General features: G+C 33.9%; 12 protein-coding genes and 1 pseudogene. All 13 read left to right on the top strand.

Annotation, left to right across the window (positions count from 1 at the left end; translation table 11 throughout):
- Positions 1–38: 38 nt before the first annotated feature.
- Complete coding sequence (locus FOF46_RS18515) at positions 39–1,010, top strand: tail fiber protein (RefSeq protein WP_143917488.1); 972 nt, start codon at positions 39–41, stop codon at positions 1,008–1,010.
- Between the two features lie 147 nt (positions 1,011–1,157).
- Positions 1,158–1,691: an OmpH/Skp family outer membrane protein gene (locus FOF46_RS18510; protein WP_109437953.1), complete on the top strand. Its 534-nt coding sequence runs from the start codon at positions 1,158–1,160 to the stop codon at positions 1,689–1,691.
- Between the two features lie 79 nt (positions 1,692–1,770).
- Positions 1,771–2,124: a four helix bundle protein gene (locus tag FOF46_RS18505; RefSeq protein ID WP_143917487.1), complete on the top strand. Its 354-nt coding sequence runs from the start codon at positions 1,771–1,773 to the stop codon at positions 2,122–2,124.
- Between the two features lie 124 nt (positions 2,125–2,248).
- Positions 2,249–2,851 carry a hypothetical protein gene (locus FOF46_RS18500; protein WP_143917486.1) on the top strand — a complete coding sequence of 201 codons (603 nt, stop codon included), beginning with the start codon at positions 2,249–2,251 and terminating at the stop codon, positions 2,849–2,851.
- Between the two features lie 304 nt (positions 2,852–3,155).
- Positions 3,156–8,855 (top strand): hypothetical protein, encoded by a 5,700-nt coding sequence (locus tag FOF46_RS18495; protein ID WP_143917485.1) that lies wholly within the window; start codon positions 3,156–3,158, stop codon positions 8,853–8,855.
- A 36-nt stretch (positions 8,856–8,891) separates the two neighbouring features.
- Positions 8,892–13,328 carry an RHS repeat domain-containing protein gene (locus FOF46_RS18490; protein WP_167571880.1) on the top strand — a complete coding sequence of 1,479 codons (4,437 nt, stop codon included), beginning with the start codon at positions 8,892–8,894 and terminating at the stop codon, positions 13,326–13,328.
- A gap of 2 nt (positions 13,329–13,330) precedes the next feature.
- Positions 13,331–13,615: a hypothetical protein gene (locus tag FOF46_RS18485; RefSeq protein WP_143917483.1), complete on the top strand. Its 285-nt coding sequence runs from the start codon at positions 13,331–13,333 to the stop codon at positions 13,613–13,615.
- Positions 13,616–13,825: 210 nt separating this feature from the next.
- Positions 13,826–14,254 carry a hypothetical protein gene (locus tag FOF46_RS18480; RefSeq protein WP_143917482.1) on the top strand — a complete coding sequence of 143 codons (429 nt, stop codon included), beginning with the start codon at positions 13,826–13,828 and terminating at the stop codon, positions 14,252–14,254.
- A 5-nt stretch (positions 14,255–14,259) separates the two neighbouring features.
- Positions 14,260–14,919: a hypothetical protein gene (locus tag FOF46_RS18475; protein WP_109435903.1), complete on the top strand. Its 660-nt coding sequence runs from the start codon at positions 14,260–14,262 to the stop codon at positions 14,917–14,919.
- Positions 14,920–15,055: 136 nt separating this feature from the next.
- Entirely contained in the window at positions 15,056–15,736 is a 681-nt protein-coding gene (locus FOF46_RS18470) for a hypothetical protein (RefSeq protein WP_208746796.1), read from the top strand.
- A gap of 273 nt (positions 15,737–16,009) precedes the next feature.
- Positions 16,010–16,578 (top strand): annotated as a pseudogene (locus FOF46_RS18465) (transposase).
- Between the two features lie 248 nt (positions 16,579–16,826).
- Complete coding sequence (locus FOF46_RS18460; protein ID WP_244299660.1) at positions 16,827–17,078, top strand: hypothetical protein; 252 nt, start codon at positions 16,827–16,829, stop codon at positions 17,076–17,078.
- Positions 17,079–17,236: 158 nt separating this feature from the next.
- The gene (locus FOF46_RS18455; RefSeq protein WP_143917480.1) at positions 17,237–17,719 is read left to right on the top strand and encodes a hypothetical protein; all 483 of its coding nucleotides are present in this window, start codon (positions 17,237–17,239) and stop codon (positions 17,717–17,719) included.
- Positions 17,720–18,129: the final 410 nt, after the last annotated feature.

Genomic DNA, 18,129 nt, shown 5'->3' with positions numbered 1-18,129 from the left:
TAGTGTAAATATAAACCAGAAAACAAATAATTAAGATAATGAAAAACATTCTATTCAGTACCCTATTACTTATATCGACACTAAGCATGGCACAAACCAATACATTTCCTTCTAGTGGTAATGTGGGAATAGGAACGACCTCGCCAACATCAAAATTACAAGTTTCTGGAGGGTCAAATAATTGGGGTCAAACGATTCCAGGATTATCAACAGGTTCAATCCATTTAGACCCAGAAAATTCAAGTGACCATTTTGGAAGTGCAATAACATTCGGAGCTTCTGATACATCTAATGGAGAAAATGCTCAAGCCGGTATTTATGTTAGAAGTGATGGTAGTTATGGGACAAAAATGTACTTTGCTACTACAGATGCATATGTTTTAGGTTCTAAAACTGCAATGATAATAGATCAGAAAGGTAATGTAGGTATCGGAACAACTACCCCCGATCTTGGATTGGATATAACGGGTGGTGATACTTGGCAAATGAAATTATCTAATGCTTCAGAAACCAAGAGAATGCTTGTGGGATGGTATGAATCTCGAAATACAATGGAAATAAGTACATGGGGAGATGGAGTATATGAAAGTGTTCCTTTAAATTTTAGACCTAAAACAGTATCATTTAATGGTAATGTAGGTGTAGGAACCAAGACTCCAGATTCCAAACTTACTGTAAAAGGTAAAATCCATGCAGAAGAAGTAAAAGTTGATTTGAGTGTTCCCGCTCCTGATTATGTGTTTACCAAAGACTACAAATTATTAACTATCGAAGAAGTACAGCAACATATTAAAGAAAATGGTCATTTACCTAACGTACCATCTGCTACCGAAATGGAAACTAATGGTGTTGAGCTAGGGCTAATGAATATGAAACTACTCGAAAAGATAGAGGAACTTACACTGTATACCATTAACCAAGAGAAAAAATTGCAGGAGCAGCAAAAAATAAACAAAGATTTAGAAACTCGATTGACAAAAATAGAAACCGTATTAATGAATAATAAATAAAGAAGTCCGAGGTCGGATGACAGAAGAATTAGTTTCTGGTATGGATCATCCGACTTCCAGCATCTGTCTTCGGTCACCCGTATCTAGCTTTTAACTTAATAAAAACTTCGGACTTCGATCATCTGACTTCCGACATAAAAACAAAAAATGAATAAACTAGCATTACCTATTGCCTTAATTGCCCTTATAGCATCTGTGGCGTCTTTCTTTTACCAACAATCTTCTTCAGAATTAGTATATGTTGATGTAAATAAACTATTAGAAGGATATAAAAGAACAGCAATTATAAAATCAGAATTTGATGAAAAAGCCAAAACCATGAAAGCCAATGTCGATAGCTTAATTGGGAGTTGGCAAACAGAACTCAAAGCTTATGAGAAAGAACGAAGCGATATGAGTAAAAAAGAGCTGGAGTTAAAACAAGAGTTGCTTGCAAACAAACAACAGCAGATTAATAATTATCAGCAAGCCGTACAAAAACAATTGGTAGAAGAAGATAAGAAGGTGACACAGACTGTGATTAACGATATCAATGATTTTGTAAAAGAATATGGCAAGAAAAATGGATACAAAGTAATCTTTGGAGCAACAGGAAACGGAACTATCATGTATGGAGAAGAATCTGCTGATTTAACCGAGGTAGTTCTAAAGGAACTCAATGCAGAATTTGAAGGAGAGTAAAGTCAGAAGCCTAAAGACCGATGTCGGAAGTTAAAATCCCTGACACCCGACTTCGAACATCGGACAAAAATAGAACAATATGAAATTCAAATTCGAAAAGTTGATCATTTGGCAAAAAGCAATGGATTTTGGAGAAGAATTATATAAGATAACAAAAAAGTTTCCAAAAAGAGAAATGTATAATTTGACTTCTCAAACTTCAAGAGCAGTTGATTCTATTGCTTTGAATATATCAGAAGGATCGATCGGACAAACAAATCCTGAGTTTAAAAGATTTATGGGATATGCAATCCGTTCTTTAGCAGAAGCAGTAACATGTTTGCACAAAGCCAAAAGACGAGAATATATTTCTAATGAAGAATTTGACAAACATTATAGTAAAAGTTTCGAATTAATGAATATGATGATAGCTTTTAAAAAGAAAATTAAATGATGGAAGTCAGATGACCGAAGTCCGAAGAGGCAAGCCAAAAAGATAGATAAGTCCAAAGAACTTCCAAAATAAATAACATCCGACCTCGGACTTCCGACTTCGGACAAAAAATAAAACAGATAATTTGAACAAACTAATCATAATTTTAACAGGATATGTTCTTCTAACCTCCTGCTCCACCAAAACCTTTGATTCTTCAGAGGCATTATTAGTATATATCAAAGAACCAGGTAATGAATATGTGTATACGAAAACCGTAAATGGAGTTGATTTTTCATTGCTATATAAGCCGACAGATATACTAGTACATCAGGAAATTACAGGAAAGCCTAGCGAGGGCGAAATTGATAGTTTACGAAATAAATATAAAAAGTATTTGTATTTCACTTTATCAATGTCCAAAAATAATCAGGAATTATTAAGCAACGTGGCAAAGGATAAGCAACGATTTGGAGCCATGGTTAATGAATTAGCTTTTGGGATGGAGGAAAAAGTGCATCTGTATACTCCTAAAAAAGATACGATCATGATGGCAGATTATATATATCCAAGAATGTATGGAACAAGTGGAGCAACCACAATGTTATTTGTATACCCTAGAGAAGAAAAAGTAACAAATGCAGAGTTCATGACATTTACAGTAGGAGATGTAGGGTTGTATAAGGGAGAAGTAAAATTTAAAATCCCAACAAAAATTATGAATAATGAACCAAAACTGAAGTTTTGAGACGGATGCTTGAAGACCGAAGACCGAAGTCTGAAGATTGAAGATGGAAGAGAAGCGTCATCAAAAACCTCGGACACCTGACTTCGGTCATCCAACTTCCAACTTCTGACAAAAAGTAGTCACACTGAGCTGTCACACTGAGCTTGTCGAAGTGTTGTGAAAGTGCATATATAGAAATACATCCGACTTCGGTCAATAGTCTTTAGACTTGCTACCAGCTTCGGATATAAAAATAAAACATCGGACATCAGACATCAGTCACCCGAGATGAAAATAAAGTAGAAATATCAAAATCATTCACCTAATGAAAAAAAGCATACTATTCCTTCAAAAGAAACTAAAAGCTTTGGTCATCCGACTTCGGTCTTCCAGCTTTGGTTTTAGTGTATCTGGCTTCGGTCATCGGTCTTCCGACCCCGGACTCCCAACCTCAGACTCCCGACCTCAGACTTCGGTCTTCGGTCATCGATCATCCGATACTGGACATCAAACCTCGGACTCCCGACCTCGGACTTCCATGTCTCACCGGGCAATTGCGCTATTCTTTACATTAACCTTTCTACAGACGTTAATTCCGTACAACCAGTTATGGGCTAATAATAATGGTCCTAATGCTCCAGAGGCGGCAAGTTTCGAACCTGTAGATGCTACCGATATGGTAAATCTATTAACGGGTGACTTTTCATATGTATTGCCGTTACTTAATGTACCTAGTCCAGAAGGAGGGTATCCTATTGCATTATCATATCATGCTGGTATTGCCATGGATCAGGAAGCTTCTTGGGTTGGTTTAGGGTGGAATTTAAATCCAGGAGCTATAAATAGAACAGTTAATGGTTTTCCCGATGACTATCGTATGGAGGGAATTGAAGAGTTCTTTTATGATAGAGGAGGTGTTGAATCAACATCTTCATTAAATATTAATTATAGTTCGCCAATTGGAGTCGTTTCGGTTGGGTTGGGGTTCTCATGGGGCACGAATAAATCATTAGGAGGAAATGTGAATTTGGGATTAGGTGTCGCAGGTTTAGGAGGGAACTTAAACATAGAAAATAGAGGGACTTCTGTCGGTTTGGGTTATGTTTCTGGAGGGATGTCTTTTGGGTTGTCAGCAACTAATTCGGGAAATGCTAGGACTAATTCAAGTTATGCAGCAGATAATAGTACAGGTATTTCAATAGGTAGTAATAGTGGTGTCGGACTTTCTCCAGAATCCGCCAAAAACAATAATTTAGGGTTAAATTTTAACCTTAGTAATAGTGGAGTAGGTATTGTGGGCTCTAACGGTAGTTATAGCAAGACAACAAATGCAGGAACAAACTCCAGTGTAGGGATTGAAAACTCTATTAGTTCAGACGATTACACAGTTTATACATCTGGGAATAATGCTAATATTGGAATAGCAAGCCCTATTGGAGTCTTTTCTGTAGGTTTTGGTAAACAAAAAATAAAATGGGACCTTAATAAAAATGAAATAGACTATGTTAATGGTCCTTTATATTTTCATAAGCCCTTAGAGAATGTTTATAGAGTGCGATGTGGTTTTTCTGATAGTACTCTTTCTTATGATATAAAAGAATATCCTCCTGTATTTTCACAACAAGAAGCTCAGAATTTATTATTATTTGCTGAACAAGATTTTTGTGCAGGAAAGAATAATCCAGAGATAAATCAAAGATGTTCATGTGAAATTGTGGAAGGAGTAAAATACTTTATGGATGTTAATGAATTTCCATTAGATAATTATCATTATACAGATTTGAACAAAAATAATATTGTTTTACCTAATATCGATGGATATAATGTACAAGCACAAGGAATTTCAGGTAATTTAGATCTTCGTTATTATGAAAATGGAAGTTTGTTTAGTTTAGAAAAGGACCATCCATTGTACAGGAGATATGATATTATAGATGGTGTTTCTCAGGTAAGTGGAGATACTAGATTTACATTTGAAAGCGCTCCTTCTTTTTATTTTAAAAATGAATTTGCTTCATATTTAGGAACTCCTAAAGCTTCTTTTAATTTTAATACTACAAATACTGATCTACTATCTTTTCACCAATCATCAGAAGCTAATGGACTTGGTAGAAGAATGACAGGAAATTATGTTACTCATTATACAAATGAGGAATTAAAAAACAACATAAATATAGCACTTCAAAAGGGGTATATGTACCCTAGAAATCAATATCAAATTTCTCAGCATCAAGATGAAGCTATTGCTGCTTTTACTGTTGTAAGTACTGACGGTAAAAGATATCATTATTCATTACCAGTATACAATTATGTAACAGCTACTAGAACAACTGGAACGGTAAAAAATAAAGAGGAAAAAGATGCATATTTTGAAAAATTACAGGAAACGCCATATGCTACGCATTGGTTATTAACTGCTGTAACGGGACCAGATTATATTGATATGAATTCAAATGGCAAAGTTGATAATTCAGATTATGGATATTGGGTAGAATTTGATTATGGTAAATGGTCTGAGGCTTATGCCTGGAAAGTGCCCTATGGTAAAGACTATATTGAGTCTGATGATGAAGAAGGTGTAAAGACACGAATTGAAGGATATAAGGATGTTTATTATCTGGATCAAATAAAAACCAGAACTCATACAGCTGTTTTTAGTAAGTCATTACGCTATGATGCAGTCGGGCATGAATTTAAATACAATTCTGTAGATTGGAATAATGCTGCAAGTGCATTTACAGAACGGTTTAAAATACCTTCTCAACAATTGTTGAAATTAGATCGTATAATATTGCTTAAAAACGCAGATGCTATAACCTTAAGTAAAGGTAATGAAAATGAAGGATCCGTTGTTTCTACTATGTTTCCTAGCCCTAATAGTGTTATGAAAAGCCATAGCTATAATTTATGGGGTAATGTTTTTAACACTAGCGACATATCAAATGAGGTACTGGACAAAGCGGTTAAAGTGATAGATTTAGACTATAGAAACTCAGTGACATCATTAGTTCAGGGCACACCTAATACAGTGCTTAATGGAAGGTTAACATTAAATGATGTATCCTTCAAAGGGAAAAGGAATAAAGGGTGTATTCCTCCATATAGATTTGATTATTACAATCAAACCACATTTGACTTAGAAAATAAAAATGATTGGGGATATGTAGATACTGTTCCTTGGGATTGGTCATTAAAAAGTATTACCACTCCAGAAGGAGGGACGATTGATGTGACATACGAATCTGATGATTTTCATCAACCTGCATTACAATTAGGAAGATTATTTTCTAGAGAGTTGAATTTTAGTTTTTTAACAGTTCCATCAGCAGGAAACAATCCTATAGATTCACCTAAAGAAAAAATACGAATACAGGTAGGAATAGATTCAAACGATTCTATGGCAGAAGGGCTTAGGTTATCTGATTATTTTGACCCCAGTAGAAAAATGTTTGTAGATATGTGGTTCTCTGGAGTAAGAAATTATCCTGGGCAGGGATATAGTAGATTCACTATTGATATTAATGAACAATATGCAGATATAGTAGAATGGAATCCGGCAAATAATTATATGATTATAGAAGTACTAGCTTCTAGTCCATATCGAAATGAAGATTTTCGAACGGCAGTAAATCCAGTTTCAGCAATAAATGCAAATGGAGGTTATGGCGAGAATGAAAAGAAACCAAGATATGAGATGGTTTGGAGAGCAGATGGAGATGGTAATGCATATTCCTTAGTTTTTAAGGTAATTGGGAATAAAGATATTTTTGATCAAAAAGAAGGAGATATTAGAGTTAAAAAGCTTAGTGTTGGAGATGGTTTAGTTAATTATGAAACACAATATTTTTACAATCAAGAAGGATATAATCAAGATCCTGAGAATTCCTCATATAGATCTTCAGGAATTGTATCTTTTATTCCTAATGATAATAATGTTCCTATTCCTTATGCTTCAGAATTACCAGCCCCAAAAGTAACATATGAAAAGGTTAGTGTAGTAAATTCCGACAATAACAATAGGCAGATAGGTAAATCAGAATATACATTTAATGTACTGAAAGGGAAAGATGCAGATGCGATACGTTTTGGTGATTTGTATGAAATAGTTGTTGAGGAAAGAGAACAGGAAAATGCATTTATAGACGGTGCGTATGGATATAATATATTAGCCTTGTCAAATTTGAGAGAGACTACGATACACGATAATTTGAGTGCAATAGGTCAATTAAAGGAATTGAAAATTTATAATGAAGTTGATCAATTGATATCAATATCTCAAAGTGAATATTTTGATAAAAATAATCGACCTAACAATCAAGGTATAGAACAAGTATCTTTTCAATCGTATAGAGAAACTATTAATATTGATAATTATTTTGAACGTAATAATAGAATATGGACTAATTATGATTTCAATTGGTTAATAGGAGGAAGTACCAAAATCACATATGCTCCAGCGCTAAAAAGACAAGTTAATGTCACTAACAATATAAAAGAAGAAGTAAGTTATGATAATTTTGATCCTGTTTCTGGGAAAGTTATAGAGACATCAAGAGTATTAAGTGACCAAACAGAAATAAAGTCAGTAGTAATTCCTGCATATAAGCAGTATAGCCAAATGGGAAGCAAAGTTGATGACCTTGCAAACAAAAATATGCTTGCTCAGACCACTGGAAGTCTTACCCAAATTAAGGTGGGGTCTGTATGGAAAACTGTAGGAGCAGGAATTGAGACCTGGAATAAAGATTGGACCTACCACAATCAGGATGGAACCACCCATACACCAACAAGTGATGCAGAAAAAATCTGGCGTAAGCATGAGAGTTATATTTGGAAAGGCGATATAGATGCCGATGGTGCTTATGTAGGGTATACTGGAGAATTTGATGGGTTCCAATGGAACGGTACGCAAACTAATCCAAAATGGATGAAGACATCAACGACAAATTTATATGACCATTATTCGATGCCATTAGAATCATCAGATATTAATGGAAATAGTGTGGCTACCAAAATGGGGGATGATGATACCAAAGTAATCGCAGTAGCCAATGCAAAATATACAGAGATGTTCTATAGCGGAGCAGAATATACTGTTGCAGGAAGTGCTACTGATTTTGATGGTGAAGTAAAAACTTCTGGTAGCGCAATCGAAGTTGCAGATGCTCATACGGGTACACATATAGTAAGAGTAAATGGAGGAGCAGGTTTCGAAGTAACCTTACCAGCAGATCCAGATCGAGTAGGTGAAAAATCAAAATTTAAAATGTCAGTTTGGGTACGTAAAGGACAAGAAAGTAATGTAAGTATGCGTGTTCAAGGCACAAATACTCCTTTTAATACTAATGAAAGTGTAACTGCTGGTAATTGGACCTTACTAAATGGATATATAGATATCCCTACAAGTCAGACTATCGTAAGCGTACAATCTTCTGGTGCAACTGATATGGATGATTTTAGATTGCATCCGGTTTCGTCTAACATGACTAGTTATGTATATAATGAATGGGATGAACTAAGTTATATCCTTGGAGCAAATAATCTAGCTACACAATATGAATATGATGATACAGGAAGGTTGATTAGAACACTTTCTGAAACGGTGGATGCTACTGGAATAGTAGGAGGTCTAAAACCAACTCAGGAAACAGAATATCATTATAAAAATATTGGTTGTACAACAGATGGTAATGAAATAGAACCGCCTCTTAACTTAAGTCTAGGAATACAAATTAATGGATTAACAGCTACAATAACTGCTCAGCCTTATAATGGTAGTGGTAATTATTCCTATCGATGGGCAGTGGGTAATCCCGGTGAATCAAATTCAAATTTGATGTTTGGTCCTTGGGGAAATTCCACTACAATAAATGTAGTTGATGAACTATGTAATCGAGTCTACTTTATTGCCGAAGTGAGAGATAATGTAACCAATCAGAATAAATCGATACAGACTTTTTATTTAGGGTACTGTAATACGGGTGGTGGAGAAGGAGGAGATGGTAATACAGGAATCCAATACTAATCAAGCTATTAATTTATATTTTAAATGAATGATATAATGAAAAAATTTATAATATTTTGTTTTGTTTTTGGTAGCGTTTTGTTTTCCAAAATGTATGGACAAGAAGATCCGATAAATTGTCAATATCCTTTCGAAGTAACCTTATATTTGGATAATGATAAGGATGGTAAGGGTGATCCTGCTACAGTTTTTACCGAAATCATATGTACCTATGTAGCACGACCCGGTGTTGTAACTCAAGCTGGAGATTGTAACGATAATGATGAAACTATACAAACCCCTGTCACTTGGTACCGTGATCAAGACGGGGATACCTATGGTTCTTATACGGTTACTACAACAAGTTGTACCCAACCTTCAGGATATATAAGAAGGAGTGGAGATTGTGATGATACTAATGTGAATATATTTAATGAAAGGACCTGGTTTATTGATGAGGATAATGATGGAAAAGGAAAACGAGGTAACAACGGAGTGAAAAGTTGCTATAAGCCTGCAGGGAATTATGTGCTCAATAATGATGATTGTAATGATAATGATGCTTCTAACTGGCAAAATTCGAATTGGTATGTAGATGCAGATGGCGATGGATATGGAGAAGGTAGTGTTGTAGTGAGCCCTACCTGTCAGCCTCCAAGCGATGGTAATACCTACGTGTCTAATAATGGTGATACATGCCCAGGAGTATTTGGTATGGAAAATGGATGTCCATCAGGGCAAAGCGATGTCGATGAACCCTGGAATACCATAAAAGTTACAACATATGATATCAACGGAAAAGAAGTAGCAAAGAGCAAATCATATTTTGATGCGTTAGGCAAGGGAGTACAGTCACAAAGTAAAGATGTTAAAACTGGTAAAACCTGGGCATCACAAACGCTGTATGATAGTCAAGGGAGACCTGCACTACAAACACTAAGTGCCCCAACTAATGGTAATATTGGGCTGGATTTTTTCTATAGAGAAAATTTTATCCAAAAATCGAATGGTAATACACTAACCACAGCAGATTTTGAAAACAATCCCGAGAATCCCACTGTCGTAGGAACTCAAGACAATACTTTAGGTTGGTATTACAGTACTAATAATACAACAGAACCCTATCAGGATATTACAGATCGCCCATATTCTCGTACCATCTATAGTGATCTTAATCCAGGAGCTGCTTTGAAAACAATCGGCGGTAATAAAATCGATAATGAGTGGAAGAATGGATATGTCTTTTCTATGCCCGCCGGCCAAGAATTGTCAAAAGCCATAGCTTTTGGAGATTCTAAATACGATACGTATAAAGTGATCAAAACGATTGCTCGTGATGTACATGGGGTAGAGAATGTCGTGTTTACCGATACAGATGGAAGGACTTTGGCCGCTGCGCGTAGTGGTAATGAAAGCGGAAATACAACATTGAGACCATCTACTGTGCAAATCAGTACACAAGGATTTGTAGATGTACATATCCCAACAGGAAGTACAGGGATACAAATAAACAATACCGCCGGAGTTGCTATCGATGTTTATAACCTGATTACAGAACAAATTATAAGTACGGCATCAGCAAGTTTACCTAATGGTTTTTATCGTGTCGCAATTCGTGATATGACTAGTTATACACCTAATACAGTTTCTGTGACGTATAACGAAAACTATTATGATTATAGCCTTAATGAATATGATAAGACAGGACGTTTATTATCATCTTATCAACCTTTAAATAAGCTAAAAAGCGAATACCAATATAACGCTTTAGGGCAATTAGAAACCACTGCCAGCCCAGATGAAGGAGAGGCCAAATTCAAATATCGTCAGGATGGGCAAATTCGATTTTCGCAAAATAGCAAACAGCTCGCAGCAGGAGAGTTCTCCTATACGAATTATGACCAACGAGGACGTCCTGTAGAAAGTGGAGTGCTTGTAAATACTAATTTTGCAACCAGTGATCCAGATGGTGATTTACCTTCTGGAACTACTAAAGAACAACATGTTACACAATATGACCACCATGATAATACAGGATTAGCAGCAGCCTTTGGCAGTGATACGAGGCAAAGTAATTATGCCCAACAATCTTTTGTAGCAGGTAATGTGGCTAAAACTTATACATTAAATCCTGAAACGACCACCACTTGGTATAGCTACGATATCTATGGTAGAGTACAATGGATCATACAGCAAATTAATGGGCTATCCGGGGTAAAAACCATAGACTATGTATATGATCCCATTACAAGCCAGGTGACCAAAGTGTACTATCAAAAAGGAATAGCTGCAGAACAATTTATCCATAAATATACTTACGATGCAGACGATTACAGCTTAACTAAAGTAGAGACGTCTACCAATGATACAAGTTTTACCGAGCATGCATCTTACGAATATTATGAAACCGGAGGATTAAAACGAACAAATATTGCCCAGGGATTACAAGGGATAGATTATGTATATAATTTACAAGGAGCGCTAAAAAGTATCAACCACCCCAGTTTAGCAGGTACAAAAGATCCGGGAGGAGATGGTAATGATTTATTTGGGATGATCATCGATTATCATAACCAGGATTATCAACGCCCGTTGGATCATATAAAGAGTCCAAACTACGGAGTGAATCAATATAATGGAAATATCAAAGGAATTCGATGGAACTCTAATTATAATCCTATACCAGATAAGGAGCATACTTATAGTTACCAGTATGATCGTAACAATTGGTTAAAGAGAGCTGATTATGGCCATTATAATACTACACAAAGCGTGGAGTATGTAGGTGGGGGTAATGCAGCTCAGGATAATATTACCACCACAGAAATTGTTAACGCTGGTAATACAAAAAACCTATTGGCTAATGTAGCCATCACAATGCAACCAGGATTTCATGCAAAAGCTGGGGGTAGTTTTTCTGCAAAAATTGATGGTACAGAAGTGATTGTTGAAGCAGGTGAAGTTGCTATAAATAGTAATGGCGATTATAAGGTAGATGGTATCACTTATGATGCCAATGGTAATATCCAATCCCTTAACCGTAACAAGCAAACAGAAAGCGGTACTAATGTGATGGATCAATTATCATATACCTATAAAACCGATAAGCCTAATCAGTTATTACGAGTGGATGATGCAGTAACAAGTGCCACCAATGCAGATGACATCAAAGACCAGGATGGGGATAACTATGTGTATAATAGTATTGGCCAATTGGTACAGAATACTTCTGAAAATATTACCTATATTTACAATGCGAGTGGTTTGGTGACCGAGGTACAAAAAGATAACCAACCACTGGTCAAGTTCTTTTACAATGACAAGGGACATAGGGTGCGTAAAGAATCCTATAATCCAAGCAATGGAAACCTAAGTTATACCGAACATTATGTGAGAGATGCAGCAGGTACCGCGATGGCGATCTATCGTGATGGACAAGTGATAGAAAATACCATTTATGGAGCCAGTAGACTGGGGGTTAGAAAACCAGACGGTACACATCTGTATCAATTAACAGATCATTTGGGTAATGTACGAGCAGTAGTAGGTAGAAGCCCAGAAGGACAATCGATGGCAATGAGTAGCGCAACCGACTACTATCCTTTTGGGATGCCAATGCCTAATCGTACCCTGAGAGGAGCCGAAGGGTACAGATATGCCTACCAAGGACAAGAAAAAGATCCTGAAACTGGAAAAGAAGCGTTTGAGCTTAGATTGTGGGATAGTAGGATTGGACGGTGGTTGACTACGGATCCAGCAGGGCAACACGCAAGTCCATATATGGGTATGTCAAACAATCCTATTGTTAGAATTGATCCTGATGGGGGGTATGATGATACTATATATGAAAATGCTAGTACAGGTGAAACAGTAGAAGTAAATGATGGAATTAATAAAGTTATTGTTGTTAATCAAACAGATTTTGACATAGCGAAATCTTATGCAGGTATTATAAACAATGAGGAATTAAGATCCTTAGGTTTTACTCAAGAGTTTGCAGATGGATATCAGGATTTTTTTGAGAGTACAAATTACTGGGATAGTTTTGGAGATTATCTAAGCGATTATACCTCATTCAATCTTGTTACAAAAATTCCACACCATAGAGTTTTTACAGAGACTGCAGGAGGAGAACTGGGTCAATGGATATCGCCAGCAGGAGAAGTAAAAATGGGATTTGCATTATTTGGGTCTGTTGTAAAAAAACAAAAAGGGGTTCATTGGATTCAAAGAGCAGTTTGGAGGCAATTACCAGATAATGTTAAAAAGGCCATGAAAGCAAAAATGAATACTGGAGTTTTTGTTCATGGAGTTGAAGGAACTAAAAGTCTAACAGGTATATTAAAGGTCACTAATAAAGAAATGCTTAAAAGAGGGTTTACACATAAGCTTAAAGTAGCTGGTAAAGGTGGTATAGGTGATTATAGAGCTTGGGGCGCAATTGACAAAAGCGGAAATATTATTTTTTCTCATTTCACTAAAGGATTACACTAATTATGATATTTGACGCGAAAATTAAGGATAAATTATTTTATGAAGCAAGACTATCCTTGGAACAATTAGTAAAAGATAATAATTTAGATGATTTTTCAATTGAAAACTTGAGAAAATCTGAAATAATTAATCATAAAATAACACAAGTTTTATACGATAAATTTAGAGAAGTACCTTATTACAGTGTTGAAATTTTAATCGGAGAAAACAATAATTATGGATCTATTGGTAAATATATTTGCTTATTTAGTAGTGATTTACTGTTTTTAGAAGACTCTTTTTTATAATACACCAGCTATCGCTCGTCTGTGACCGGTGCCGTCAAAGCCAGGCAAGTTAAGATATGATAAAGTAGACAAAACAAAGCTATGGTATGATTAGTATCATAGCTTTTGTATTTTTATAATGTTTGACAAAAGCACAAGTTACAAACTTGCGCCAGCGATGGGTCAGGAGGTGTAGCTTCAAAAATAGATTATTCAAGTTATGTCTCAGCTTTGATCCGTCCAAAAATAGAAAATGCTATTTTAAGTCAAAGAGATGGTTACTCTCAGTTTTTAAAAGGTAAAAGATATGATCGTGGTTTTTATCCTAAAGATTTCAGTATTCCTGGAATTACAAGGAAAAAAGGTACTTTCTTGGCATATGATACAGGTTTAGCGACGAACGAATATAGTTTTAGTACTACTATAAATATTAATGAGAATTCAATTCATGTAAACGGTATATATTTAGTGAGAAATAAAGGATTGAATTTTGTTAGTGTTATTAATCCAATAGGAGAATATGCCACTTCGCATGGTGAATCATATGAAAATGCTTTTAGTTTTGATGGTAAAGCAAGAGCTGTTGTCATATTAAGTGTTAGTAATAGACAACAATATGAACAATTAGTACAATTTATGTTTCAATCTCATAAAAAATAATATTCATGAAAGCATTATTATCAATGTTTTTTTTACTTTTTGTTGTTAGTTGTTCCAAAACAGAGGTAGAAAACAAATTTAGAAGTGATTATGTTAGACTTATTCAAGAATATAATAATTTTTATCATTCCCCTTTAAAAAACAATACAGATTTGGTTGAGTTTCAAAAGTATCTAGATAATAAGTATGATTATATAGATTATGTTAAAAACAATTATCATGATTTAAGAATTGAGGATAGTCTATTAATCATTAAGGATAAAAAGAGTTTCTTTTTCAGAAAAGAATATAAAATAGATTTAAAAAATGAAATCCCTGAAAATAACAGTTGTAATTTTGAAGAATTTGTTATGGGAATACACACATATAAGGATCAAGAAAAAATTGAGGTAAACCTTATCAAAGAAGAATTACAAAAATATCTTACGATACAATTTGATTCTTTGGTTACATTACCTTTTTATTCAAAAAATGATTTATTAATTAAAAGAAGGAAAATCATAACATTAAAATATTACAATAATAATATTTCTGTTCTTTGTCATAATGATATTTTTAATAATAAGATTTTGGTAGATTCACTTAAATCCAAAATAGAGAACTACCTGAAGTCTTTGAAACCAAAATATGACTATGTATTAATTCCATTAGAAATAAATGAATAAAAAAATGTCTTGTCCTCCCCCGCTAGCGCCAGAATGTTTCTGGTGCCGTCAAAGCCAGGCAAGTTAAGATATGACAAAGTAGACAAAACAAAGCTATGGTATGATTAGTATCATAGCTTTTGTATTTTTATAATGTTTGACAAAGGCACAAGTTACAAACTTGCGCCAGCGGAGGATTTTACAATATTTTGTTATCAATGCAATACAACAATTCAAACATATGCCGAATATCAAAAGAGAATTCAGGAAATTAGGAAACATACTTCATTTCCAAGAGGGAATAAATTCTAAAACATTGAATCAAGGAAGAAAAATACTATTATTTTTACTTTCTCTATCTTTATTTTCTTGTGTAGACGATTATGAGAATCAAGTTGATGGATTACTTCCTAACACTGAAAAAATAGTTCTGAAAGATCAAGTTATATCTGCTATAAGTAGTTTTAGCAAATATACCTTTACTGAAAAATTACACGAAGAAAGTTTAAAATCATATCCGGTTAATCTTATTAAGGACATGGGGTGGAATTTTAAATCATGGAAAAATGCCAATAATTATAATGAACAGGAAAAAAATGATATTATTAAATTTTTAATGAATTTTAAAAAGGAATTTGATAATGACAAGAAAAAAAGAGTAGCTAGAAAAATAGATTCTATAATTTATGAAATTAATAAATCTAAATTTATTGCTGCTTATTGTTATAAAAAGACAAAAATTGGAGATAAAAACTTTGGAGTAGATGAATGGAGGTATTTTTATTTTTTAAACATAGAGGGAAAAGAATTAATATGCTTAAATTATGGAGCACGTTAAAAAAAATTGGAAACCCCGCTAGCGCCAGAATGTTTCTGGTGCCGTCAAAGCTTGGTAGGATATTAGTAAATATTTAGGCTAAAAAATGTAAACTTTTTTGGGATAAGACTGTCATAGAGGCACAAGTTACAAACTTGCGCCAGCGATGTGATAAATGAGCAAAATTAAGAACTACTATAATAACAGTCGTGTTTATAAAAACATGGCTGTTTTTGTTTTAATAAGTATAGTATAGTTTCAAAAAATGAAACTGGCATTTTATACTTTGCAGCAATGAGTAGAAAATATAAATTTCATAATAAATCAGGTCTTTATTTTGTAAGCTTTGCTATAGTATATTGGATAGACGTGTTCACAAGAGAACGATATTTATCAATATTGTCAGCAAGCATAGAACATTGCAGAAAAAAGAAAGGGATGGAGATATATGCTTACTGTTTTATGCCTAGTCACATCCTTTAGTATTCAGATCTGCTAATGAAGATCCATCGGGTTTGATACGAGATTTTAAAAAAGATACAGCAAAAAAAGTATTAAAGGCTATACAAGATAATCCACAAGAAAGTAGAAAAGAATGGTTACTTTGGATGTTTGAAAAAGCCGGAAAAGAAAAAGGAAATATAAATAAGTATCAATTTTGGCAACATCATAATAAACCTATAGAATTATGGTCGAATAAAGTTATTCAACAAAAAATAGACTATATCCATAATAATCCTGTAATGTCTGGTTTTGTAGTAGAGTCAGTAGATTGGAAATATAGTAGCGCTAGAAATTATCAGGATGATCAGACTGTTTTAGAAATTGATAATGAAGGAATATTGTTAGATTTACCTAAATAAAGAAATAGCGGCACAAGCACAAGTTACAAACTTGCGCCAGCGATGGATTTTTGTTAGGATATCCAAACCCAAAAAATTAATTTTTTAACTAATAATATAAATGAAAGTCAGGTTTGTAATCCTTACTGTATTACTATTAATTATAATAATAGGGTATTCTTTTTTAAAGTTTATAACTCCAAAAATGACAGAACAAGACAGAATAAATTCTGAATTATATTTTGATCATAGTAATTATAATTTTAAAATTGAAGTTAATTAAAGGTGAGATCAATACTTATAAAGAGTATATTAAAAATCTCACAACTGGAACCTTCAATACTAAAGATAGTATTATATATGCTTTTGCTACTTTTTACCCTGTGATAATAAGAGAAATTGACGCAGGAAGTAATCCCGTTATCATCGAAATGAATTCCAAATCAAGAGAAGTTAAAATATTCATTAATCAAAAAGATTTTTTAAAAGAAAACAATATTAAAAATGACCTATTTTGGTAAGCGTAAGCAGAGGATTGGCAATACCTTCTGATACAGATTTTTAATTACTAAAAATAATAGAAAGTTTACTAATGTTAATATACCATATTATATATATGGTGCCAAGAACTTTCCTAATACAAACTTTAGAAACTCAAGATATATTCAGAATGCATTCAATGATTACACAAAGTTTTAAAATAGGAGTTTTTATTATTCTTACTTTTATTTTTACCAATTGTCACCGAAAAATAGATAGTAATAACTCATTTGATGATACATTAAAAAAACTTTCTAGTCTTTTTATTTCTATACATCATCCTAAAGAAGGTGAATTATTATATTTTGATACTTTAAAAAAGGAAAGTGATACTATTTTTGGTTCACTTTCTTTTATAAATAATAAAATAAGAAAAGATTTAATGCCATATAAGTTTTTTGAACTGGAAAATGTTATTTGTCTAGTTTTTGATGAAAAGGAAATCCCTTCTGAAAGAACAATAAAAATTTTAATGCAGAAAGATTTAATTAGCAGAGATATTAACCAAACTTATAGGTTTTCATATGATCGATTGTGGTTTATAAAAATATATAGAATAGATAACAAATATTCTTATGAAATTATTAAAGATAGAAATGGAGTTTTTGAAGTAAAAAACTAGCCCAGCTAGCGCTCGTCTGTGACGGGTGACGTCAAAGCTTGGCAGGATATTAGTAAATATTTAGGCTAAAAAATGTAAACTTTTTTTAGGACGAGACAGTTATAGAGGCACAAGTTGCAAACTTGCGCCAGCGAAGGGAACAGGAAAATGGTTTGCTTTGGAGAGAGATATTAAGGGATAATCTAGTTATTGGATATTTTAATGTTCCTAAAAAGAACAAAGATGAATTTGATAAAGCAATCACATCTTTAGCATTGAAAAAATAATTTTGATATAAGCAAGAAACCCCCCGCTACCGCTAGAGTGATCGCTACCGCTGCGTCTCTGATTAGTGGCGTCCTGAGTGATTAGACAACAGTAAGAAATAGTAAAAGCCCCTCGCTGCCGCTAGAGTGATCGCTACCGCTATG

Origin of the sequence: Aquimarina algiphila (assembly GCF_007489275.1) — a bacterium.
GTDB lineage: Bacteria > Bacteroidota > Bacteroidia > Flavobacteriales > Flavobacteriaceae > Aquimarina > Aquimarina algiphila.
The sequence above is the reverse complement of the archived record's forward strand: the minus strand, read 5'-3'. Positions and strand labels throughout refer to the sequence as shown.